We start from the raw sequence: 24141 nt of genomic DNA, 5'->3' as shown, positions 1-24141 counted from the left end.
CTCAAATTGAGCAGCTTTTTTTATTTAAACCTATGGGAACATTTCAAAAAGGAAGTAAAAAGCTCCTAAATGCTTGGGCATTTTATGATTGGGCAAATTCTGTATATACTTTAACCATTGCATCGTCTATATTTCCGATTTTTTACTCAGCGTTATTCCTATCTGAAATAAAGAGAGTGGAAGCCTTTGGCTACGAATTTAAAAGTACGGCACTCATCACATTTGTAACAGCATTTACCTTTTTAGTAGTTGCGGTGTTATCACCTATTCTATCTGGTATTGCTGACTACGTTGGGAACAAAATGAATTTTATGAAATTCTTTTGTTATGTAGGTTCTGCAGGTTGTATCGGCTTATATTGGTTCAGTTTGGATCATATTCACATAAGTCTTCTTTTTTACTTTATGGGCCTCATAGGCTATTGGGGTAGTTTGGTATTCTATAATTCGTATTTACCAGATATTGCATTTAAGGAACAACAAGATAAAGTTAGTGCCAAAGGATTTTCATTGGGTTATGTTGGCAGTGTTATTCTACTCCTGATAAATTTAGGTATGGTTATGAGCCAAGAGGATGGTGCCGATAAAATGCAAATGATGAAGTATTCATTCGTCATGGTTGGTGTTTGGTGGGCCTTATTTAGTCAATATACATTCAACGTGTTACCAAAAGGCGTTTCAAAAGGTCATAAGGTGACTAAAGCGATTCTTTTTAATGGCTTTAGAGAGTTGAATCAGGTATGGCTTCAACTGAAAGAAAACCTAAGACTAAAACGCTATCTCTATGCTTTTTTTGTGTTTAGTATGGCGGTACAAACTATAATGCTGGTTGCTGTTTACTTTGGAGAAGAAGAGATTGATTGGGGAAGTAACGAAGCTAAAACGACGGGCTTAATTGTCAGTATTTTGGTAATACAAATAGTAGCGGTTTTTGGTGCCGTTTTAACCTCAAGGGCCTCTTCAAAATTTGGAAACATTAAAACCTTGATTGCGGTTAATTTTATTTGGATGAGCCTTTGCTTTTACGGCTATTTTATTGAAACGCCTATTCAGTTTTATATCACTGCAACAATGGTTGGCTTTGTTATGGGCGGTATTCAATCATTGGCAAGATCGACCTATTCTAAATTTTTACCCGAGACAGAAGATACTACCTCTTATTTCAGTTTTTATGATGTGGCTGAAAAAATTGGAATTGTCATAGGGATGCTGATTTATGGCTTTATTGATCAGATTACAGGAAGCATGCGAAACTCTATTTTATTCCTCTTTATTTTCTTTTTAATCGGAATTATGTTGCTGTTTAGGGTGCCAAAACTTCAAACTTCGGGATAATTCTTATGTTTGTCATTGTCAAACAATTCCCACATCCATGAAAAAAATTTGTGTACTAGCTTCATTCTTTGTTTTATTTATTGCCGCTAATTGTGATAACGAGCCATTAGAAGGCGATTTTATAACGGAAGAACAGTTTGCGTGTCAACAAGCTGTTGCAGCCCAAATTGATGCTTCTGAAGCTTTTGGTGCAGCCACTTCAGAAAATTATACTGAATTATGTAATGCTTTAAAAGTTACACTTGAGGCTCAAATAGCTGTATGTGGTGACTCAGAGGGACAATTACAAGGCCGGATTGATGAATTGGGTGATTGTATTTTTGAGTTTGAGCCTCAAACTTGTGAAGAAGCGACTCAGGTTGTGGAAAATTCTAAAATAGATTTTGATGAAGCAACCTCGGAGACTTATTCCGAGCGCTGCAATGCCTATAAAGCTGCCTTAGAAAATCAAATTTTAGCGTGTGGAGATAATAATGGCACTATCCAAGCTATAATTGACGACTTAGGAAATTGTATTCAGAACGGCGAGACTGGAGGAAGCAGCGCATGTGGTTATACCTTAGTCAATGTTTTTAATCAACCTATCCAATGTAATGGTGATAACACAGCAGGTCTTGAAGTGGCAAATGTTTATATGGAAATTGGTGAATTTTTTTCTGATGAGGATGGTGATGGAAATGATGATCATTCTGTAACTACTATTTATATAACAGACGGAACAGCAGAATTAAATGATAATAGTGAGTTTGTATCTTTCACAAATAAAACCTTTCTTTTGGAAATTACTTTGAAGTCAGCTGGGTTAGATGGTCTTACTACAGAACTACATAAATATTTTGGTGATCCAGCTGTAAATACCAATGTGGATTCTGTTGTTTCTGGAGGCTTCTTTTCTAATGCTAATGTTGATGGATGTGAAGAAACACAAGGTGAATTTTATTGTGATAACCGCTTATTGATAATTAATGGTGGGGTTTTCATCTCTGGTTCGCCAGAAGAATATGAGCTTTGTTTTAATGTATTGCTACTGGATGCAGAAACTTGTTTTAGCAGAACTTTTACAGGGGAGTTTATTCCTATAGATGTTTTTTAATTACTCAAAATATTTAAAAGAGAAGCCAGTCCTTTAGGACTGGCTTCTCTTTTGGTTCTTATCAAATCTATTAATTCTGAATACTCCCAGAACCAATAACCTTGGTGTCTTCTTTCTTAGGTTTTCCTCTGTATTCAATATCTCCAGATCCTGTAACCCTGGCTTTTAATTCCCCATTACATACAACGTCGGCATCACCAGAACCTGTTACTGACACATCAACATTAGTACTGTTAAGATCAAACCCATGGAAATCACCAGACCCCGTGACATTAGCTTCTAAATTAGTCGTATTTCCTTTTAATGTTAAATCACCTGAGCCAGAAACACTTCCTTTAGTTGAACTAGAATCAATGTTTAAAACAACATCTCCAGAGCCTGATAAAGAGGTGTCAAAATTTGAGGATTTAATAACTCCTTCATTCCAAACGTCACCAGAACCAGATAGCGAGACACTGTTTATGGACTCGTAAGGGATGGTTATGATAATCGGAGTGTTTTTACTTGGCTTCAAATTTTTTCCATTTTTCACTTTTACAGTTAAAGACCCATTTTTCACTTCAGTAACAATAAATTCTAATAAATTAGACTCACCCTCAAGGGTAATTTTGCCTTCATTTCCCTGTACTAGTTTAAAGTCCATAAAACCTGCACATTTTATACCATCGTAATCCCCTACATTTCGTGTTACTGTGGTGACATCACCATTTCCTTTTTCTCCTTTCCCCCAATTTTGTCCATAAGACAATGTCATTGCTAATAGAAAAGGAATGACTAAAATTGTTTTTAATTGTTTCATTGTTGTTCGTTTTTTTGATTGTTATTTAAATGTTACACTTCCGTAATCGGAATTTATCTTTATAAGATTTCCGGAGTTTGCGTTTCCGTAAAAGCCTGAGTAATATTTCTTGCTTGATTCTTCTCGTCTTTTGTTGAATTCAAATCCATCATCTCCTCTAAGGCCTGCATATTTTAGATCTATTTCAAAATTAAAATTGTAAGCACTGTCCTTACCAATGGTAATACCTGCATAATCAGCATCGATACTTAAATTACTGGCGTTAGAGCCCATCTTGTCAATCTTTATGGCACCGTAATCTGCTTTAATAGAAGCATTTTTAAAGACGTTACCAATGCGAAGGTTTAGGTAGTCTCCATTACCCTGGAGGTTATTGACATTTTTTACTGAGAGCGATCCGTAATCGCAATTGTAATTGATGTTCTCGGCAGCTTCAACAGTAGATTCTGTGTAATCGGTACTAATGGATAGTTCTTTGGTCTTTGCAATGGTATAAGAGCTATAGTCTGCATTCAATTTTCCGCTCTTTATGTACTCAAAATAACAACCTTTACTATAATCAAAATTGAGAATGTTATTATCTGCCATCAACTCCTTTGTTGTAATCTTTCCATAATCACAGTTAATTTCGGCTTTCCCTTCAAGACGGTCAACTGTTATATTGCCATAATCATTATTGAGGTTGACATTATTTGTGGCAGGGATTTTAATGGTATAATTAACTTCCATCTTTACGTTGTTATTACCCCAGTTCCACCAAGATTTTTTTTCTTTGCTAAATAGGGTTTCTGCTGCAACCCATTCTCTTGATGCCGAAAACTTCACGTCAATATCATCAAGCTTTTCCTGAGCTTTGTCAGAGCTGTTGCTAGTCACTTTAATAGTAATGTCAAATTCAATGCGATTTTCATCCCAAGTCACTACATCGACGTTTCCATATTTGTTATTCACTTTTAAAGTTGCATTAGAATTAACTTCATAAGTTTTTTCAATAGTTTTTTCTAAAGTAACTTTTGGTATTTCCGTACATGTGTTTGCTAAGACCATGCTTGAGCATGCCAATAAAATGGTAAATAGTTTAAATTGTAATTTCTGTATCATTTGGTGTGGTTTTAAGTTCTTTTAAATTTTCTATGTGCTCTAGCACATTGGTTAAAATATCAATACGTGTTTGAAAGTTTGAAATCATAGCATAAATAACACGCTGGTCTTGGCCACTTGCTTTTAAATCTTGCTTTAATTTACCATAGGCCTTTTCGAGCTCATTGATCTCTCTCATGGCATCGTAAATAATATCTTCTGTTAATGGAGAACGCTCGGCCTCTAGCTTTTTGAGTTCTTCAGCAATTGTTAAAGTGAAAAAATTTTGGGTTTCTGTCAATTCTGGTGAAACACTCGCCAGATCATATTCAGTAGGTTGAGAATTTATAGTTGCAAACACTCCAAGACATATGAGGATACTAGCTGCCGCAACTAAAAGAGGCATCCAAATGGACGTCTTTCTTTCTGAAGTTTCATCAGCACTTACTGACGCTTCATTTAGCTTGTCTATGAATCGTGCCTTGTGTTCATCAGAAGGAGAGTGAACATCAAATTCACCTTTCAAATTTTTAAATACATTATCTAAGTAATCTTTTTCCATTAATTTCAATTCATTTTAAAAGGCATTAATTTTTGTCTTAAACTTTCTTTTGCCCTAGACATCATCGTTCTACAGTTGCCGTAAGAAATTTTCATGATGTCGCTAATCTCTTCATAATCATAGCCTTCTATGTAATGTAAGGTTAGGCAGAGATTGTAATTTGGTTTTAAATTATTTATTGCCTCAATAATATGCTGTACTTCTTTTTTTGAAGTATCTACCGTACCAGATACTGTTTCGTTTTCAATCTTGTAAGCAACATTCTCTATAGGAACAGAAAGATGCCTAGACGTTTTTTTATAATCAGCGATACTATTGTTTACTACAATTCTCTTTAACCAAGCCCCAAAAACCTTTTTATCATTTAAGGTCTTTAATTTTGTAAAAGCCGTTAAAAAGGATTCTTGCATAATATCCTCAGCCTTATAAGAATCTTTTACAATTCTATAAGCCGTATTGTACATTGCATGGTAGTACCTGTTGTAAATTTCAACCTGCGCAAGCTGATTACCCGTACTACAAAGCAATAGTAACTGTTCATTATTTTGATTGGTTAGCGACAAAAAACAATTGCTTTACTTAATAGATAGAACATTTTAATGACTGTTACAGTTTTAATAAAAAATCTTTTCAATTTGTTTCATAGACTTGGCATAACAATTGAAATTAAGGTATTGAAATCAACTTTAAAAATACAGTAATATGCTGATTATCAGTTTAAAGTTGGTAATTTTAAATTTAAAATAAAGCCCATTCTTCATAATTTAATGACAGAATGACTTAAATATACTATGGGAAAAAGAAATTTTATAAGCTTTGACAGTTTGTCACTACAGGATTTTGATGAAAACTCAGAATTGATTCCTTTAATGACGCCTGAAGATGAAGAACAAATAAATAACGAGTCCTTACCAGAATCGCTACCAATTTTACCGTTGAGAAACACAGTGCTTTTTCCGGGAGTTGTGATTCCAATTACTGCAGGTCGGGATACATCCATTAAACTTATAAACGATGCCAACAAGGGAGGAAAAGTCATTGGAGTTGTTGCCCAAAAAGATGAGGCTGTAGAAAACCCTTCAGCAGATGATTTGTATAAGACAGGGACTGTGGCCAGAATTCTGAAAGTATTAAAAATGCCCGATGGTAATACTACGATTATTATCCAGGGAAAGAAGCGCTTTGAGATAAAGGAGATTACTTCAGAGAAGCCATATTTCACGGCAACAATTTCTGATTTGCCAGAGACTAAGCCCGAAAGTAATAATGAAGAGTTTACCGCAATCATTGACTCTATCAAAGATTTGGCGTTAGAGATTATTAAAGAAAGTCCAAACATACCAACAGAAGCGACGTTTGCCATTAAGAATATTGAAAGCAATTCGTTTTTAGTGAATTTTGTGTCTTCAAACATGAATCTTAAGGTTGAAGAAAAGCAGAAGCTTTTAATGATAAGTAAGCTTAAAGAAAGGGCTTTAGCTACTTTAAAATTCATGAATGTTGAATATCAGAAGTTAGAACTTAAGAATGATATTCAGAGTAAAGTGCAGAGTGATATCAACCAACAACAGCGCGAATATTTCTTGCAACAGCAAATGAAAACCATCCAAGAAGAATTGGGTGGTGGTGTATCTTCTGGCCAAGAAGTGGAAGAAATGCGCAAACGTGCCAAATCCAAAAAATGGGATAATAAGGTAAAAAAGCATTTTGAAAAGGAATTGTCGAAAATGCAACGAATGAATCCACAAGTAGCGGAATATAGCATTCAACGTAACTATCTCGACTTGTTTTTGGATTTACCATGGAATGAATTCAGTAAAGATAAATTCGATCTAAAACGAGCCATGAGAATTCTTGATAGAGATCACTTTGGCTTGGACGATGTTAAAAAACGTATTGTAGAATACTTAGCTGTTTTAAAGTTAAGAAACGATATGAAGTCCCCGATTTTGTGTCTTTACGGCCCTCCAGGTGTTGGTAAAACGTCTCTAGGTAAATCAATTGCCGAAGCTTTAGGTAGGGAGTATGTGCGTATGTCTCTTGGAGGATTGCGAGATGAAGCTGAAATTAGAGGGCATAGAAAAACATATATCGGAGCAATGCCAGGACGAATCATTCAAAGTTTAAAAAAAGCGGGAACGTCTAACCCTGTATTTGTTTTGGATGAGATTGATAAATTGTCAACAGGAAGCCAAGGTGACCCATCCTCAGCAATGTTGGAGGTGTTGGACCCAGAACAAAATAGTGAGTTCTATGACAACTTCCTAGAAATGGGTTATGACCTTTCTAAGGTAATGTTCATTGCTACTTCCAATAGTTTAAATACCATTCAACCAGCGTTACGTGACCGAATGGAAATCATTAATGTAACGGGTTATACGATTGAGGAAAAGGTTGAGATAGCTAAAAGACACTTGTTACCTAAACAGCTAAAAGAACATGGACTTGATAGTAAATCACTTAAAATAGGAAAACCCCAGTTAGAAAAAATTGTAGAAGGTTATACAAGAGAATCCGGAGTTAGAGGTCTTGAGAAGCAAATAGCAAAAATGGTGCGCTATGCGGCTAAAAATATTGCTATGGAAGAAGATTATAACATAAAAGTTAAAAACGAAGATGTTGTTGAAGTCCTTGGAAGCCCAAAATTAGAACGAGATAAGTATGAAAATAACAATGTTGCCGGGGTTGTAACAGGTTTGGCTTGGACTCGTGTAGGTGGTGATATTTTATTTATTGAGTCTATTCTTTCTAAAGGAAAAGGTAATCTTTCAATTACTGGTAACCTTGGTAAGGTCATGAAGGAGTCTGCAACCATTGCGATGGAATATATAAAAGCGAATGCTGATGAATTTGGAATTAACCCAGAGGTGTTCGACAAATATAATGTACACATTCACGTACCAGAAGGAGCTACTCCTAAAGACGGCCCGAGTGCAGGTGTTACGATGTTAACCTCATTAGTATCTTTATTTACTCAGCGAAAGGTAAAGAAGAGTATAGCAATGACTGGCGAAATTACATTGAGAGGAAAAGTGTTGCCAGTAGGCGGAATTAAAGAAAAAATACTTGCAGCCAAAAGAGCACGAATTAAAGAAATTCTACTCTGCGAGGATAACAAGAGGGATATCGATGAAATTAAACCTGAATATTTAAAAGGGCTGACATTCCATTATGTGAAAGATATGTCCGAAGTTTTAAAGTTAGCGCTCACCAAACAAAAAGTGAGCAACGCAAAAACGTTATAATAGAGTTTTAACCTGCAAGGTTTCAGATACCTTGTAGGTTTTTCTAAATTATAAATCATACCTACAAGATTAAAAATAGACCTTGCAGGATAACGGAATGACAATTATAATGCTGCTTCTTTTTCTTTTCAAAAAATAAAAAATTCTTATATCCGTTCTAAGTTAGATTTAGTTATTTTGCCAAGTCTATGGTTAAAAGGATTACAACCCTATTTTTACTATTAATAGCATTGCCTGTATTTGCACAATTAGGGGGTGAATCTACGTATCAATTTTTGAACCTGGTATCTTCTCCAAGACAAGCTGCTTTAGGCGGTAAAATTATTACCAATTTTGACCATGATGTTACTGAGGCATTGTACAATCCTGCGTCGATTAATAGCGACATGCATAATCAATTGGCACTAAACTACTCAAGTTATTTGGGAGGCATTGGTTATGGGACAGCGGCTTATGCCTATACTTACGATAGAAGGTTGCAAACCTTTCACATGGGTGTGACTTATATTAATTACGGGGAATTTGATGGCTATGATATAGACGGTAATTCAACTGGAACTTTTAATGGTAGTGAAGTTGCCATTTCTGGTGGGTATAATTATAAAATTCCTAATGCAGATTTTTATGTTGGAACAAACGTAAAATTAATTTCTTCTAAGTTAGAGCAATATAACTCATTTGGTGCAGCTGTTGATTTGGGGATAATGTATATTAATGAGGATTTAGATTTTCATGCAGCTTTAGCTGTAAGGAATTTAGGAACTCAGTTTACTACCTATGCAGGTCTTCGCGAAAAGTTGCCTTTTGAAGTTAATTTTGGGATGTCCCAAACTTTGGAAAACGTCCCGATTCGATGGCATTTAACATTAGAGAATCTTCAAAAATGGCCAATAGGAGTATCAAATCCAGCTAGGTCAACAACAGATTTAGAAGGCAATCAAACAGAAGAAGAAGTTGGTTTTTTTAATAATGCATTACGACATTTAATAGTAGGAGCAGAATTATTTCCTGATAGAGGTTTTAATTTAAGATTAGGTTATAACTTTAGAAGGGCAGAAGAACTAAGAATTGTTGACCAACGGAATTTCTCAGGGCTATCATTCGGTGTTTCTTTTAAGTTAAACAGAATGCGATTTAGTTATACACATGCCAGATACACAAGTGCGGCTAACACAAGCTTTTTTGGGCTTCAAATAGATTTACAATAATGAGGGACATTACTATAGCAATTGATGGATTTTCTTCCACCGGAAAAAGTACTATTGCTAAAAAATTAGCGGATAAACTTGGTTATGTGTATGTGGATACGGGTGCAATGTATCGTGCAGTTGCCTTATTCGCTCTTCAGAATCAATGTATAGAAAAAGATGTTGTTAATGAGGAAAAGTTAATTGCCTCACTTGATGCCATTCAAATTAAATTTAAATACAATCCTCAAGTCGGTTTTGCAGAAGTGTATTTAAATGATGAAAATGTAGAATCTAAAATCCGAACCTTAGAGGTTTCAAAATACGTAAGTCCTGTAGCAACCATTTCAGAGGTGCGAAAAATGCTGGTAAATCAACAGCAAGACATGGGAAAAGGGAAAGGGATTGTTATGGATGGCAGGGATATTGGTACTGTTGTTTTTCCTGAAGCTGAACTAAAGATATTTATGACCGCTTCAGCTGAAACCAGAGCTCAAAGGCGATACAGGGAACTCAAAGAGCGTGGAAATAATATTTCTTATGACGAAGTTTTAGAAAATGTAACGACTAGAGATAAAATAGATACGACTAGAGAAGATTCCCCACTTGTTAAGGCCGAAGATGCTATTGAGATTGATAACTCGGACTTGACAATTGAAGAGCAATTACTGAGGATTTTAAATTTGGCAAATACTTTAATCCATAAAAAAAGCGACTGTAATTAGTCGCTTTTCTTTTGTGATTTTGTTTAATACTAGATATTCGGAATCACCAATTCTTGATCTGGATAAATTAAATCCGCGCTCTTTAATTTATCATCATTTGCTTTGTAAATAGCATTATATTTAGAGGCATCTCCGTAATAGTGCTTAGCTATTTTTCCTAATGTTTCACCTGAAGAAACGGTATGTCTTGCATAAACCGATTCGTCAGCCACTTTTATATCAGCCATAATATCATCTGGGTTTTGCCCACCAATTTCTTTTATTTTGTCCCATAACAGATTCTTTTCATAAGGCGTATTTGCGGTCCCCCACACTTTAAGTTTACCGTCAGATTCTTCAACTTTTCCATTTTGGATGTTCAATTTTTCCCCGAGGTCTAGTACGGCTTGATATTTTGCTTTTTTCATTTGATTTAAATTTTAAAATTAATAATTCTAAAGATACAATTTTTGAAACTGATTTAAATGCTCCATCTCTTGATTATTTTAACTGATATAGAATTGATTACAATATAAGAGAGTCTTAATATTTAGTTTGTTTTATTCCGAATAAAAGAGTATTTTTGCGCTCCTTTTTAGCAAATCTCGGAAAGTATAAAAGGAACATATTTAAAAACAAATTAATACTTCTATAGTATTTTATTTGCAATTACTTTCAAAATCTGTAGAATACAAATTTTTAATCAGCAATGGCTGAAAACAAAACAAAAGAAGCAGAAGTAGCGGTTGAAGCTACTGAAGCAGCAACAGTAGAAGCTCCACAAGTATCTGAAGCTCAAAAAAATCCAGAAAAATTCTTAAAGGAATTCGATTGGCACAATTACGAAGAAGGTATTGAGCAAGTAGCTGATGCTAAGCTTGAGGAATTCGAAAAATTAGTATCCGAAAATTTCGTTGATACTTTAGATGATGAGGTCGTAGAAGGAACTGTGATTGCAATTACAGATCGTGACGCTATCATCGACATTAACGCAAAATCAGAAGGTGTTATTTCACTTAATGAGTTTCGTTACAATCCAGATTTAAAAGAAGGAGACAAAGTAGAGGTATTGATTGACGTGCGTGAAGACGCTACAGGTCAGTTGGTATTATCTCACAGAAAAGCACGTGTCATCAAAGCATGGGAGCGTGTAAACAATGCTCACGACAATGGTGAAATCGTAAATGGTTTTGTAAAGTGCAGAACTAAAGGAGGTATGATTGTGGATGTATTTGGTATTGAAGCATTCTTACCTGGTTCTCAAATTGACGTTAAGCCAATTAGAGATTACGACCAGTACGTGAACAAAACGATGGAATTCAAGGTTGTAAAAATCAATCACGAGTTTAAAAACATTGTTGTTTCTCACAAAGCGCTTATTGAAGCAGATATCGAAGAACAGAAAAAAGAAATCATTGGCCAACTAGAAAAAGGACAGGTATTAGAAGGTGTTGTTAAGAACATTACTTCTTATGGTGTCTTTATTGATTTAGGTGGTGTAGATGGTTTAGTACATATTACAGATTTATCTTGGTCTCGTATCAACCATCCAAACGAGATTGTTGAATTAGATCAGAAATTAAATGTTGTAATTCTTGATTTTGATGAGAACAAATCTAGAATCCAGTTAGGTCTTAAGCAATTATCTAAGCATCCTTGGGAAGCATTATCTGAAGAAATGAAGGTAGGTGACAAGGTGAAAGGAAAAGTTGTCGTTATCGCTGATTACGGTGCATTTATCGAAGTAGCTGAAGGAGTTGAAGGATTAGTTCACGTTAGTGAAATGTCTTGGTCAACACATTTACGTTCGGCTCAGGATTTTGTATCTGTTGGTGATGAAATCGAAGCTCAAATCTTAACATTAGATAGAGAAGATCGTAAAATGTCTCTTGGTATTAAGCAATTAACACCAGATCCATGGACAGATATTACATCTAAGTACCCAGTTGGTTCTAAGCACGAAGGGATTGTACGTAACTTTACAAACTTTGGTGTATTTGTTGAATTAGAAGAAGGTATTGACGGGTTAATTTATATCTCGGATTTATCTTGGACTAAGAAGATTAAGCATCCATCTGAGTTCTGTAATGTTGGTGACACCTTAGAAGTGGTTGTCTTAGAACTGGATGTTGAAGGACGTAAATTATCTTTAGGTCATAAGCAGACAACTGAAAACCCTTGGGATAAGTACGAAACTGATTTCGCATTAAACACAACGCATACTGCAAAAATCTCTGAGATTGTTGATAAAGGTGCTACAGTTGAGTTTAATGAAGATATCGTAGCTTTTGTTCCTTCTCGTCACTTAGAGAAAGAGGACGGTTCTAAATTAAAGAAAGGTGATGAAGCAGAATTCAAAATCATTGAGTTCAATAAAGAATTCAAGAGAGTAGTAGCTTCACATACTGCAGTATTTAGAGAAGAAGAAGCAAAAATTGTAAAGCAAGCTGTTCGTAAAGCAGAAGCTCAAGCAGCAGAAGCAAAACCTACTTTAGGAGATGCTAATGATGCATTACAAGCGCTTAAAGATAAAATGGACGGTAAGAAGAAATAATTCTTCCAGATATTTATAATGTTTAAAAGCCTCTCAGAAATGAGAGGCTTTTTTTGTTCAATAGAAACTGTTTGCCACTCAAATAATTTAGTTTAACTTTGTAGTCCAAATACGTTTGGAAGTTTTATGAGTCAAAAAGTATTACTTAATGCTAAAGAAGTAAATATCATCCTTCACCGATTGGCTTGTCAACTTATTGAAAATCACAACGACTTTTCCGAAACTGTTTTAATTGGCTTGCAACCAAGAGGCAAATACTTAGCAGATCGCTTGGCTAAAATTCTTCAGGACGATTATAAAATAAAAAACTTAAAAAAAGGAGATCTCGATATAACCTTTTTTAGAGATGACTTTAGACGAGGTGATAAACCACTAGAGGCCAATACCACAGAAATCGATTTTATAGTTGAAGATAAAAATGTCGTTTTTATAGACGATGTACTTTATACGGGTCGAAGCATAAGAGCTGCACTTACTGCCATACAATCGTTCGGAAGACCAAATAATATTGAGTTATTGACTTTAATAGACAGACGATTTAGTAGACATTTACCGATACAGCCTAATTATAGAGGCCGACAAGTCGATGCCATTAATGGAGAAAAAGTAAAAGTAAATTGGGTAGAAAATGAAGGTGAAGACACCGTTTACCTTATAAATAAATAAAAGACAATGAGCGAGTTAAGTGTAAAGCACTTATTAGGAATAAAATATCTTACACCACAAGATATAGATCTCATTTTTGAAACTGCCGATCAATTCAAGGAAGTTATTAATCGTCCTATTAAAAAAGTCCCTTCTCTTAGGGATATTACAATTGCCAATCTCTTTTTTGAAAACTCTACCCGGACAAAGTTGTCTTTTGAACTGGCTGAAAAACGCTTATCGGCAGATGTTATAAATTTTTCAGCATCCCAATCTTCGGTTAAAAAAGGGGAAACACTTATAGATACCGTAAACAACATTTTATCCATGAAAGTGGATATGGTGGTTATGCGCCACCCTAATCCTGGTGCAGGAGTGTTTTTATCTAAGCATATAAATGCTAGTATCATAAATGCTGGCGATGGTGCCCATGAGCACCCAACTCAAGCTCTGTTGGATACGTATTCAATACGAGAGGCCTTGGGAAGTGTTAAAGGAAAAAATGTGGTCATTGTTGGTGATATTTTGCATAGTAGAGTAGCGCTATCTAATATCTATGCTCTGCAACTTCAAGGGGCAAATGTTATGGTGTGTGGACCAAAAACACTGCTTCCTAAGTATATAAAGGATTTAGGTGTCAAAGTTGAGACGAATTTAGTTAAAGCATTAGAATGGTGCGATGTGGCCAACATGTTAAGAGTTCAGAACGAGAGGATGGATATTAGTTATTTCCCTTCCACAAGAGAGTATGCACAACAATTTGGGGTTACCAAAGAGCTACTAGATAGCTTAAAAAAGGAAATAACCATAATGCATCCAGGTCCAATAAATAGAGGAGTAGAGATAACGAGCGATGTTGCAGATTCCAAACAATCTATTATATTAAACCAGGTAGAAAATGGGGTGGCCATTCGTATGGCAGTTATATATTTATTAGCGTCTAAAATAAAATTGTAGGTTATGATTATTGATTTCGATGGCAATACTTGCCTAATAACACAGGAGAAAGCGTCGGTTAAAACATTGGTGAATAATATTGAACAATCCTATGAGAAGCGATATAAAAATTATCATTTAATTGTTAATTTGTCTAGCATAGATAAAATTTCCTTAGAAGAGATCATTGAGTTTTTACGTTTAAGCAACAATCATCGAAGTGATAAAAAATCATTTGTTGTGGTGTCGGATAAAGTCGACTTGGATATGATGCCAGATGAAATAGTGGTTGTCCCAACCCTTCACGAAGCTTATGATATCATTGAGATGGAAGATATTGAACGCGATTTAGGGTTTTAATTTATGAAATTAACCATTTTAGGATGTTATAGTGCTACTCCCAGAACCGATGCTAACCCAACCTCGCAAGTATTAGAGATAAACAACCATATATTTTTAATTGATTGCGGTGAAGGCACCCAAGTTGAATTACGTCGGAATAAAATAAAATTTTCACGTATAAAACACATCTTTATTTCACACCTTCATGGCGATCATTATTTTGGCTTGGTAGGTCTTGTCAATACATTTAGATTGCTTACCAGAGAGACAGAACTTCATATATATGCTCCAAAAGGGCTAAAGGAAGTGATAACACTGCAGATGAAATTAGCAAAGTCCTGGACTAACTATAACTTAATTTTTCATGAATTATCTTCAAAAACTTCAGAATTAATATTTGAAGATGATAAAGTAGAAGTCTATACCGTTCCGTTAGATCACCGAATTTACACCAATGGTTTCCTGTTTAAGGAAAAAATAGGCGAGCGCAAGTTAGATGTTAATGCTGCTAGGGATTTAAATATTGATAAAGCATACTTCAGAAAGTTAAAACAAGGGGCAGATGTGGTTAATGAAGATGGTAAGCTCATTAAAAATGAACTTGTGACCAAAGACCCAAAACTCCCTAAGAGCTATGCCTTTTGTAGCGATACAGCATATAGTGAAGACATTGTACCTATCATTAATGGTGTTGATGGCCTTTATCATGAAGCTACCTTTTTGGAAAAGAACAGCGACTTATGTGAAAAAACAAAGCACAGTTCAGCTAAAGAGGCAGCAAAGATTGCGAAACTAGCCAATGTAAAACGACTGATATTAGGGCATTTCTCTACACGATACGATTCTACCGAACAATTTAAGACTGAAGCACAGGGAATTTTTAAGAATACAGAGTTAGCTGATGATGGGAAAACCTTTCAATTTTAAACTATTCATTATGTTTTTGCGCCCAATTAATAGCTTCTGAAAGATTGTTGCATCTAAAAATTGACTCGCTAAAAAAGCGTTTTTCTAAATCTGCGTTGAACTTGGATAGTTGATTATAAGAAATTATACAGCTTCCTCTTAAGATATCAGGATACATTTCCATAACACGCACCCAGTTTTGCGGATCGACAGAATAACTGTTTACACGATTTGATATAAGACAAATCTTAGGCCGTTTGCCATAAAACTTAATAATTTCCTTGCCAATTATTTTGGCTTTAGCTTCATCAAAATGAATACCTTCATTCAATTCTCCAACAATAAAAGTGTCGCATAGATAGTAAATCCCGAAGTCTAACCTTAAAACAGAATACTTTATTGAACCAAAGAATGGAGAATCTTCAAATTTCATGTTAAATTTGTTTCATTATATAAAGGTAATCGAAATATAAAGCCAAATGGCAATTGCCAAAAATTTTTGCAACCAATGGAGAAAGATATAAGTCATTATAGAAAGTCGTATGAGAAAAATGAGTTGCTTCTCAATGAATGCCCTGATAATCCATTAGAATTGTTTAAAACTTGGTTCCATCAAGTTGATGAGCATTTTAAAGATCAGGAAACTAATGCTATGACAATTTCTACTATTGGTTTAGATGGTTTTCCAAAGAATAGGGTAGTGCTTCTTAAAAAATATTCGGATGAGGGCTTTGTGTTTTACACCAATTATGAAAGTGAAAAAGGTAAATCTATAGCAGTAAACCCAAGTGTATGTCTTTCGTTTTTTTGGGAATTTGCAGAACGACAAGTCATTATTAAAGGAAAAGCGAGCAAAGTTTCAGATCTACAAAGTGATGCTTATTTTAAATCTAGACCACGAGGAAGTCGATTAGGTGCAATAGCCTCTAACCAAAGTCAGGTCATTAGAGACCGATCAGTTATTGAGGATCGTTTATTAGAATTAGAATCACAATATAAAGATAAGGAGATATCTCGCCCTAAGCATTGGGGCGGCTATATCATACAACCACTTGAAATTGAATTTTGGCAAGGTCGCCCAAATCGTTTGCACGATAGAATCCGATATACTAAAGCACAAAATTCTGACTGGGATAGAGAGCGTCTATCACCCTAATTATTCTCGTTTCCGACTGACTTCGCAGTCGATTAAATGTAAATATTTACGTTTAAATACATAAAAAAGCACTCTAAAAGTGCATTTCATCGATTATATACTTTAAAAATCGACAAAATACATGTTTTTAATCGATTTTAACATTTCATTAACATAGTAAGCTAGAAGGAAGGCTAATTTAGTAGTCCCAAATCTTATTAACCTACTTATGAAAGTGTTTAAAATACTGCCTTTATTGGCTACTGCTGCTATTCTAAGTTTAACATCGTGTTCTACGGAAACTTTTCCAGACGATGATATTGCTGCTGTTGAGATTACCCATGCTCCACAAGCAAAACAAATAGAGATAGAAATTTTAGAACTTATAAACCAATATCGCATTGAGCAAGGCTTAAATGCTTTAGGTAACCACAATACCGTTAAAGCTGTTGCCTATACGCATACAGATTATATGGTTGAAACGGAGCAAGTAAATCACGATAATTTCCCGGAAAGACGTTTGAGTTTACAACAAAACGCTGATGCTAGATTGGTATCAGAGAATGTGGCTTACGGTTATACGTCTGCACAATCTGTGGTTACAGCATGGTTGAACAGCCCTGGACACAAAGCAAACATTGAAGGTGATTTTACTGATTTTGATATTTCAGCTGAACAGAATGAGGAAGGGAAATGGTATTACACTAACATGTTTATTAAAAGATAAATTTCAATACGTTTATTTACTATATTTTGATGGTAGCCACGCTGAAAAGCGTGGCTTTTTTTCTTCAATTTTTGAGCATATTACTGTTGAATGATTACTTTTAATATCCATATTCATTATTTGTGAATAACAAACTAAAACTAGTCTCGCTTATATCATATAACCTTATCATTTTAATGGGGCAAATGATAGGCATACCATTTTTTGTTTGGTTGATCTATAATAGTATCAATTTTGGCAGTATTGATCAGCTTTACGCTATATGTGGAATTACTGGGCTACTGTTAAATTTCACTAATTATATTGAATTCAAATGGGTTAGACTAATGAGTTTCGTGCTTATGCTAATTCCAATAACAAGTAGACTATATCATGTGCCGTTATATAAGTTCAATTATCTTTCTTTTCAAATACCATTAGCAGTATTTGTTGTGGCCTATATTGTCTTTATTTTAAGGGATTAATATGTGTCTTTATTCCATAAAAAAGCAGCCCGAAGGCTGCTCTTTAATATAAACATATATTAGATATTATTTTTCTACGATATAGAAGTAAGAACGTCTGTTTTTCTGGTGTTGTTCTTTAGTACATTTAACTCCGTTAGAACATTCGTTCAGTAATTGAGTCTCACCATAGCCAATCGCGCTTTCAATACGCTCTTCAGCGATGCCTCTGCTCAATAAATAGTCTCTTGTAGACTTAGCACGTCTGTCAGATAACTTCATGTTGTAACGGTCGCTACCACGGCTATCCGTATGAGATTCAATTTTAATCACCATTGTTGGGTGTGCTCTCATGACATCTACAATGTTCTCCAACTCGTATTCAGCGTCAGTTCTAATGTTCCATTTATCGAAATCAAAGAAGATTGGATTAATCACAATCTGGTCTGTATCAATTAATGGTATTAAGTTAAGATCTGCAGTGTTTACTTTTTCGTTAGTATCGTCAGTCTCAACAACTTTCTGATCCTCCTTATAATCTTGTTTACTACCAGCAACCGTATATTTTCTGTTACAAAGTACAGTAAACGAATATTTACCTTCTTCATCAGAGGTTATGGTCTCTAAAACCTTACCTTCTTCATCAATTAATCGTACAGTGACTTCTGGCAAGATTTCATTGGTTTTACTATTTCTAGTTGTACCAGAAATAACTTGCTCGCATAAGTAGCTGTTAAAGCCGTAAATATCATCACTTCCTTGCCCACCTTCACGGTTTGAGGCTAGATAACCTTCTTCAGTTTCAGAATCAAAGATATAAGCGAAATCATCATACCCAGAATTGTAAGGTTCTCCAAGATTTTGAGATTCTGCACTAGAATCCTTTAAATAATTAGACTTATAAATATCCAATAATCCAAAGTTTAATAACCCATCAGATGAGTAATATAAAGTACTATCCTGACTGATAGAAGGAAATAATTCTCTTCCAGCAGTGTTGATGTTTGGACCTAAGTTTCTTGGTTCAGAATACGTGCCATCTTCATTAATGTCAACCACATATAAATCAGTGCCTCCATATCCACCTTCTCTGTCCGAAGCAAAGAATAATTGTTTGTTGTCCGGACTTAATGCTGGGTGACCAGTAGAAGACTCTTTTTGGTTGAAGGATACTTCAACAGGATCTTTCCAAAGGTTTTCATCCTTAACAGCTTTGTATATTTTTAAATGGGTCGTACCATCTCTTGTATAATCTAACCTGTTTTTCTTGGTGACATTGTCACGTGTAAAGTACATGGTATTGCCATCTTTAGTAATCGCGATAGAAGCTTCGTGATAATCTGTGTTAATCTTACTGGAAGCTAGCTTGTTAGCAGAGCCATAGTTTACCGATTCTCCGCTTCTATTGATTGATGTTTGGTAGATATCCAAGAATGGCTCTAAATTCCAATCGTACAACTCAGTCGATTTATCTCTTGCAGAGGCCCAGAATAATTTATCTCCGTAAACGTAAGCTCCGAAATCTGAAAACTCTGAGTTAATGCTAAGGTTATTCAATTTTACAATAAGACGTTCATCAGTTTCAGGGGAAAGTTGATATACATCAAAATCGTCATTGATATAAGCAGTCATTTCCTCATCGGCTTCTTGCTTTGCTTTAAGCTTTTCAGCCCAAGCAGTAGCTTCGTCGTATCGTTTTGTACTTACTAAAGACTGAATATATCTGTAGATATATTTGGCCTCTAAGTCGTCTTCATATTTCTGAACAGCCAATTCGTAATATTTTGCAGACTCTTCTGTCTTTGAATTATTATAGTAAGAGTCACCAAGACGTGTTAATACGTGCATAGAGCTATCTCCTTTGGCAGCGGCTTCTTCGTAAAGCTCAATAGCTTTACTATAACCGTAATTTTTAAAGAATTTGTCGGCTAGTTTCTTCTGAGCAAAACTCGAAGAAAAACACAGAGCAAATAATATAAGTAATAATCTTGTTTTCATAATAGTTTGCTTTTTTAGAAGTATCTAGGGGATTTGATTCTTGTACTTTTAAAGACCTCAAACATAAGGATAACTTCATGAGTACCACTTGTGTAATTTCTGATATCCGATAATGGATATTCGTAGGCATATCCAATTCTTAACTGTTTAGATACTTGCCAGTCTGCTAACATTCCTAAAGAGGATGCATTTTGGTTGACTCTATAGCCTCCACCAATCCAGAACTTATCATAGAAAAGGAAGTTGGCTGTTACATCGAATGAAAGTGGTGCACCATTTGTAGCTTTTAATAAAGCTGCTGGCTTTAACTTAACATTCTCGCTTAAATCAAAGACATATCCTGCAGTAGCATAATAACTTAAACGCTCTAGTGCTTCAAAATCATCCTCACCGTTATAATCCGATTTTAGGATTCTTGGAGACGAAAGACCTAAATACCATCTTTCACTATGCCAGTAGATACCAGCACCAAAGTTAGGTTTCCAACGGTCTTGAAATCCAAATACTACTGGATCTGCTCCTTCTTCAGCTTGGTAATCAGCGTCAAGAGTATAACTCGTCATACCAGCTTTTATACCAAAAGCTAATTTTGAATTTTCTCCGGTTTGAATCGTATATGAAAAGTCTCCATATAAGTATGAAAAGTTTTCAAATCCTAGTTCATCATTTATAAATGAAAGACCTAAGCCTACTTTTTCGTTCTTTAGTGGGGCATGAACGGAAAGGGTTTGTGTTTCTGGTCCTCCTTCAAGGCCTACCCACTGACTTCTGTGCAATCCAACAGCGCTAAATGTTCCTCTACTACCTGCATAAGCTGGGTTAATAGAAATTGTATTAAACATATATTGCGTGAACTGCGGAAGTTGCTGAGCAAATACTCCTGAACCTGTCAGCAGCATTATTGCTATTATGTAAATCTTATTTAACTTCATAGGTATCAGTTTTATTTTTTACTTAGTTGCAACGTAAATAGGACCACTAAATGGCTCAAATCCACTGTTTCTTAAATTAATGATATAGTAGTACGTTCCTGTCGGTACAAAATTTGAATTACCTACAGAACCACTTGGGGCTTCACCTCTCCAGGTGTTTAAGTAATTATCGTCTTTGTATATAATCGCTCCCCATCTGTTAAAGATTTGAAGTTGTACTTCGTATCCACAGTCTTCAATTCCTCCAACTTCAAATACTTCGTTGAATAAATCTCCGTTTGGTGTTACCGTTTTAGAAATCTCTACAAACTCTCTTCCACAAGGTGGTACTGGTTCAACAACACAATCATCATTGATAAACACATCCACTTCAATATCATTTGCACAAGGCCCATCTGGCACAGCGTATAAGAATGTTAAAGTAGTATCAGTCATATCAATAGTTGGGTCAAACTGGCTACCATTTAAGGTAACATCACCAACAAGTACAGACCACGTTCCATCAGGATCTACGTTACCTGATAGGAAGTCGAATAAATCGATAGTTCCATCATCATAACATCTATCTCCATCAGTTACAGTGACATTTGCAGTAGAAACGCTTACCACTTGGGTAAAGGTTACTTGGTTACAGCCATCACTTACCGTCCATGTTCTTACGATTTCGTAATCACCAGAACCATTGCCTTGAGATGAATTTTCTTCAAAAGTTACCGTTAAATCGGTTGCACAGTTATCTACAAAGGATAAGGACGGTGCATCAGGTATTTCATCACATAATACAGAGATGTTTGTTTCAAAATCCACTCCATCTGCTAATGTTGGTGCTGTTGTGTCTTGAACAGTTATTGTCTGATCTGCTGAAACAGAGTTTCCACATTCATCCACTGCAGTCCAAGTTCTTGTAATTGTATAGTTTCCAACACAATCACCAGCAGCAATACTTTCAGTAAATGTCACTTGTGGGTTATCATCACAATTATCAGTTGCTGATGCTGAACCTAGACTATCAACTGAAGTATCTTCAGTACATTCTATTGTCACATCATCTGGTAATGTTAACTCTGGTGCTGTTGTATCCTGAACTGTTATAGTTTGATCTGCAGAAACAGAATTATTACATACATCTGTAGCAGTCCATGTTCTTGTAATTGTATATTCACCAGCACAATCACCTTGCGTAATAACATCCGTAAATGTTACGTTAGGGTTGTCATCACAGTTATCAGTTGCTGTTGCAGAACCTAAAGCATCAGTAGAGACATCATCACTACATTCAGCGGTTACATCTGCAGGAACTGTTAACTCTGGTGCTGTTGTATCCTGAACAGTTATTGTTTGATCCGCAGAAACAGAATTTCCACATTCATCTGTTGCTGTCCACGTTCTAGTAATAGTATAGCTACCTGGGCAGTCGCCTTCAGCTGTTACATCTTCGAAAGTTACAGTAGGGTTAGAGTCACAGTTATCTGTAGCAGTAGCTGTTCCTAATCCATCTGTTGTAAGGTCGTCACTACATTCCGCAGTAACACTTGCAGGTACCATCAATTCTGGTGCAGTTGTATCCTGAACCGTAATTGTTTGATCTGCAGTTGACATATTACCACACTCGTCCATAGCTGTCCAAGTTCTTGTGATGGTGTATTCACCAGCACAATCTCCTTGTGTAATTGTATCAGCATAGTCCACAGAACCAGCACTACAGTTATCTGTTACCATTGCAAATCCAGTATTTGTAGGATCTGGGTTATCAGTACACTCTAAAGTCACATCAGCTGGCAACGTTATTGTAGGTGGTGTTGTATCTTGTACAGTTATAGTTTGATCTGCAGAAACTGAGTTTCCGCATTCGTCAGTAGCAGTCCATGTTCTTGTAATTGTATATTCACCAGCGCACTCTCCTTGAACAACAACATCATTGAATGTTACGTTAGGATTTGCATCACAATTATCAGTCGCTGTTGCAACACCTAATGCGTCAGTAGAATTATCTTGGTCGCACTCAATAGTTACACTATCTGGAACAGTTAATTCTGGTGCTGTTGTATCTTGAACAGTTATAGTTTGATCTGCAGAAACTGAATTGTTACATTCATCAGTAGCAGTCCATGTTCTTGTTATCGTATAGTTACCAGCACAGTCACCGTCAGTAATAACATCATTGAATACGATTTCAATATCAGTCGCACAATTGTCCGTTGCAGTTGCAACTCCAAGAGCATCGGTTGAGACGTCTTCGTCACATTCTGCAGTAACACTTGCAGGCACAGTTAACTCTGGTGCTGTAGTATCCTGAACTGTAATCACTTGGTCTTCAGAAATTGAATTTCCACAGGCATCTGTAGCGGTCCATGTTCTAGTAATTGTATAGTTGCCAGCACAGTTGCCGTCAGTAATAACATCGTTGAAAGTTATTGTTGCATTGCTGTCACATACATCGGTTACAGTTCCTTCTCCAAGGGCAGCAGTAGAAGTGTCTTCATCACATTCAACAGTTACACTATCAGGAATTACTAATTCAGGGGCAAGATTATCTTCAATTTCAAATTTAGCTGAAGTGGATACTGAATTATTGCATTCGTCAGTCGCTGTAAAAGTTACAATAACGCTACCCGTCATACCACATCCATCACTTAAGCCAGTGAAGTTGTTAGTCCACTCAATAGTTCCACAAGTATCAGATGCCATGGCACCAGCTTGTGTGTCTAACCATGCTTGTAATTGATCTACGTTTCCAGAACCATCACATTCAACAGTTTGGTCTGAAGCCACAATACTAATTGTAGGTGGCGTAGTATCAACTACAGTTATTATTTGATCTCCCGAAACTGAATTGTTACAAGCATCAGTAACAGTCCATGTTCTTGTAATCGTTCTTGTGTTACCACATTGCTCAACTACAGAATCAGATTCAGTAATTGTTACAGCACTACAATCATCACTACCAGTAGCAACTCCAGTATTAGCAGAAGACTCATCTTCTGTACACTCAATAGTTACATCAGCTGGAATAGTAATAATAGGCGCAACAGTATCCTGTATTAAATAGGTAGCAGTTACTGTAGATGCGTTTCCACATTCGTCAGTAGCAGTAAACGTTACTGTTATTGGACCATCTTCACACTGTACGGTAGTATCTTGTCCATAATCATTAGACCATGTTACAGAACCACAACTATCCGTAGCAGTTGCGCCAGCGTTATTATCTAACCAATCTTGTAACGCACCATCTGGAGTTACACCACATTCAATTTCAATATCGTCAGCGTTTGAATCATCAATCACCGGTGCTGTAGTATCTACTACAGTAATTATTTGATCAGCAGAAGTTGCGTTACCACAAGCATCCGTAGCCGTCCATGTACGAGTAATAGTTTCCGTGTTTCCACATCCAGCCGCCGAAGCATCGCTAAATGTAATAGTCACATCACCACAAGAATCACTTCCGGTAGCAGTACCAGTAGCAGAAGGGTCAGTAGGATTAGTACACTCTACTGTTTCGTCCGCAGGCACAGTTAA

The 24141-nt window shown here is 35.8% G+C and carries 21 protein-coding genes; 12 read left to right on the top strand and 9 right to left on the bottom strand.

Features of this window, described 5'->3' with window-relative positions; genetic code table 11:
- The first annotated feature begins 32 nt into the window (after nucleotides 1–32).
- Nucleotides 33–1334 carry an MFS transporter gene (locus ACFEMA_RS04510; RefSeq protein ID WP_411766834.1) on the top strand — a complete coding sequence of 434 codons (1302 nt, stop codon included), beginning with the start codon at nucleotides 33–35 and terminating at the stop codon, nucleotides 1332–1334.
- A gap of 37 nt (nucleotides 1335–1371) precedes the next feature.
- Nucleotides 1372–2427: a hypothetical protein gene (locus ACFEMA_RS04505; protein WP_411766833.1), complete on the top strand. Its 1056-nt coding sequence runs from the start codon at nucleotides 1372–1374 to the stop codon at nucleotides 2425–2427.
- 70 nt (nucleotides 2428–2497) lie between these two features.
- Here the strand turns inward: ACFEMA_RS04505 and ACFEMA_RS04500 are convergent, their stop codons facing one another.
- From ACFEMA_RS04500 to ACFEMA_RS04485, 4 genes are read right to left on the bottom strand one after another with little or no spacing between them, the layout of a single operon-like run.
- Complete coding sequence (locus tag ACFEMA_RS04500; RefSeq protein ID WP_411766832.1) at nucleotides 2498–3226, bottom strand: head GIN domain-containing protein; 729 nt, start codon at nucleotides 3224–3226, stop codon at nucleotides 2498–2500.
- 21 nt (nucleotides 3227–3247) lie between these two features.
- Complete coding sequence (locus tag ACFEMA_RS04495) at nucleotides 3248–4327, bottom strand: hypothetical protein (RefSeq protein ID WP_411766831.1); 1080 nt, start codon at nucleotides 4325–4327, stop codon at nucleotides 3248–3250.
- Nucleotides 4305–4868 (bottom strand): hypothetical protein, encoded by a 564-nt coding sequence (locus ACFEMA_RS04490; protein ID WP_411766830.1) that lies wholly within the window; start codon nucleotides 4866–4868, stop codon nucleotides 4305–4307. The genes ACFEMA_RS04495 and ACFEMA_RS04490 overlap by 23 nt, the downstream gene beginning before the upstream one ends.
- Before the next feature lie 5 nt (nucleotides 4869–4873).
- Complete coding sequence (locus ACFEMA_RS04485) at nucleotides 4874–5431, bottom strand: RNA polymerase sigma factor (protein WP_411766829.1); 558 nt, start codon at nucleotides 5429–5431, stop codon at nucleotides 4874–4876.
- A gap of 228 nt (nucleotides 5432–5659) precedes the next feature.
- Here ACFEMA_RS04485 and lon point away from each other — a divergent pair, with 228 nt between their 5' ends.
- From lon to cmk, 3 genes are all read left to right on the top strand, one after another.
- Nucleotides 5660–8113 carry an endopeptidase La gene (lon, locus tag ACFEMA_RS04480; protein ID WP_411766828.1) on the top strand — a complete coding sequence of 818 codons (2454 nt, stop codon included), beginning with the start codon at nucleotides 5660–5662 and terminating at the stop codon, nucleotides 8111–8113.
- A 188-nt stretch (nucleotides 8114–8301) separates the two neighbouring features.
- Nucleotides 8302–9321 carry a type IX secretion system protein PorQ gene (gene porQ / locus ACFEMA_RS04475; protein ID WP_411766827.1) on the top strand — a complete coding sequence of 340 codons (1020 nt, stop codon included), beginning with the start codon at nucleotides 8302–8304 and terminating at the stop codon, nucleotides 9319–9321.
- Nucleotides 9321–10025, top strand: coding sequence for a (d)CMP kinase (gene cmk, locus ACFEMA_RS04470; RefSeq protein WP_411766826.1), 705 nt, complete (start codon nucleotides 9321–9323; stop codon nucleotides 10023–10025). Before porQ ends, cmk begins: the two co-directional genes overlap by 1 nt.
- Nucleotides 10026–10054: 29 nt before the next feature.
- Here cmk and ACFEMA_RS04465 read toward each other — a convergent pair whose 3' ends face one another.
- A complete protein-coding gene (locus ACFEMA_RS04465; protein WP_411766825.1) occupies nucleotides 10055–10432 on the bottom strand; it encodes a LysM peptidoglycan-binding domain-containing protein in 378 nt (125 codons plus the stop codon).
- 281 nt (nucleotides 10433–10713) lie between these two features.
- Here ACFEMA_RS04465 and rpsA point away from each other — a divergent pair, with 281 nt between their 5' ends.
- The 5 genes from rpsA to ACFEMA_RS04440 all read left to right on the top strand — a co-directional run bounded on the left by rpsA (nucleotide 10714) and on the right by ACFEMA_RS04440 (nucleotide 15408).
- A complete protein-coding gene (gene rpsA, locus ACFEMA_RS04460; RefSeq protein WP_411766824.1) occupies nucleotides 10714–12558 on the top strand; it encodes a 30S ribosomal protein S1 in 1845 nt (614 codons plus the stop codon).
- Between the two features lie 126 nt (nucleotides 12559–12684).
- A complete protein-coding gene (gene pyrR / locus ACFEMA_RS04455) occupies nucleotides 12685–13224 on the top strand; it encodes a bifunctional pyr operon transcriptional regulator/uracil phosphoribosyltransferase PyrR (RefSeq protein ID WP_411766823.1) in 540 nt (179 codons plus the stop codon).
- A 6-nt stretch (nucleotides 13225–13230) separates the two neighbouring features.
- Nucleotides 13231–14160, top strand: coding sequence for an aspartate carbamoyltransferase catalytic subunit (locus ACFEMA_RS04450; RefSeq protein ID WP_411766822.1), 930 nt, complete (start codon nucleotides 13231–13233; stop codon nucleotides 14158–14160).
- A gap of 3 nt (nucleotides 14161–14163) precedes the next feature.
- Nucleotides 14164–14499, top strand: coding sequence for a ribonuclease Z (locus tag ACFEMA_RS04445; protein ID WP_411766821.1), 336 nt, complete (start codon nucleotides 14164–14166; stop codon nucleotides 14497–14499).
- Between the two features lie 3 nt (nucleotides 14500–14502).
- Nucleotides 14503–15408 carry a ribonuclease Z gene (locus tag ACFEMA_RS04440; protein ID WP_411766820.1) on the top strand — a complete coding sequence of 302 codons (906 nt, stop codon included), beginning with the start codon at nucleotides 14503–14505 and terminating at the stop codon, nucleotides 15406–15408.
- A 1-nt stretch (nucleotide 15409) separates the two neighbouring features.
- Here the strand turns inward: ACFEMA_RS04440 and ACFEMA_RS04435 are convergent, their stop codons facing one another.
- Complete coding sequence (locus ACFEMA_RS04435; RefSeq protein WP_411766819.1) at nucleotides 15410–15820, bottom strand: hypothetical protein; 411 nt, start codon at nucleotides 15818–15820, stop codon at nucleotides 15410–15412.
- A 75-nt stretch (nucleotides 15821–15895) separates the two neighbouring features.
- Here ACFEMA_RS04435 and pdxH point away from each other — a divergent pair, with 75 nt between their 5' ends.
- Entirely contained in the window at nucleotides 15896–16543 is a 648-nt protein-coding gene (pdxH, locus tag ACFEMA_RS04430) for a pyridoxamine 5'-phosphate oxidase (protein WP_411766818.1), read from the top strand.
- 208 nt (nucleotides 16544–16751) lie between these two features.
- Nucleotides 16752–17249, top strand: a complete 498-nt coding sequence (locus tag ACFEMA_RS04425) for a CAP domain-containing protein (RefSeq protein ID WP_411766817.1) — start codon at nucleotides 16752–16754, stop codon at nucleotides 17247–17249.
- A 530-nt stretch (nucleotides 17250–17779) separates the two neighbouring features.
- Here the strand turns inward: ACFEMA_RS04425 and ACFEMA_RS04420 are convergent.
- The 3 genes from ACFEMA_RS04420 to ACFEMA_RS04410 form a co-directional block, all read right to left on the bottom strand.
- Nucleotides 17780–19690: an OmpA family protein gene (locus ACFEMA_RS04420; protein WP_411766816.1), complete on the bottom strand. Its 1911-nt coding sequence runs from the start codon at nucleotides 19688–19690 to the stop codon at nucleotides 17780–17782.
- A 14-nt stretch (nucleotides 19691–19704) separates the two neighbouring features.
- Nucleotides 19705–20622, bottom strand: a complete 918-nt coding sequence (locus ACFEMA_RS04415; protein ID WP_411766815.1) for a type IX secretion system membrane protein PorP/SprF — start codon at nucleotides 20620–20622, stop codon at nucleotides 19705–19707.
- Between the two features lie 18 nt (nucleotides 20623–20640).
- Nucleotides 20641–24141, bottom strand: a 3501-nt coding sequence (locus ACFEMA_RS04410) for a gliding motility-associated C-terminal domain-containing protein (protein ID WP_411766814.1), incomplete at its 5' end; no start/stop codon positions are given.

This window comes from Winogradskyella sp. A3E31 (assembly GCF_046720935.1).
GTDB lineage: Bacteria > Bacteroidota > Bacteroidia > Flavobacteriales > Flavobacteriaceae > Winogradskyella.
The sequence above is the reverse complement of the archived record's forward strand: the minus strand, read 5'-3'. Positions and strand labels throughout refer to the sequence as shown.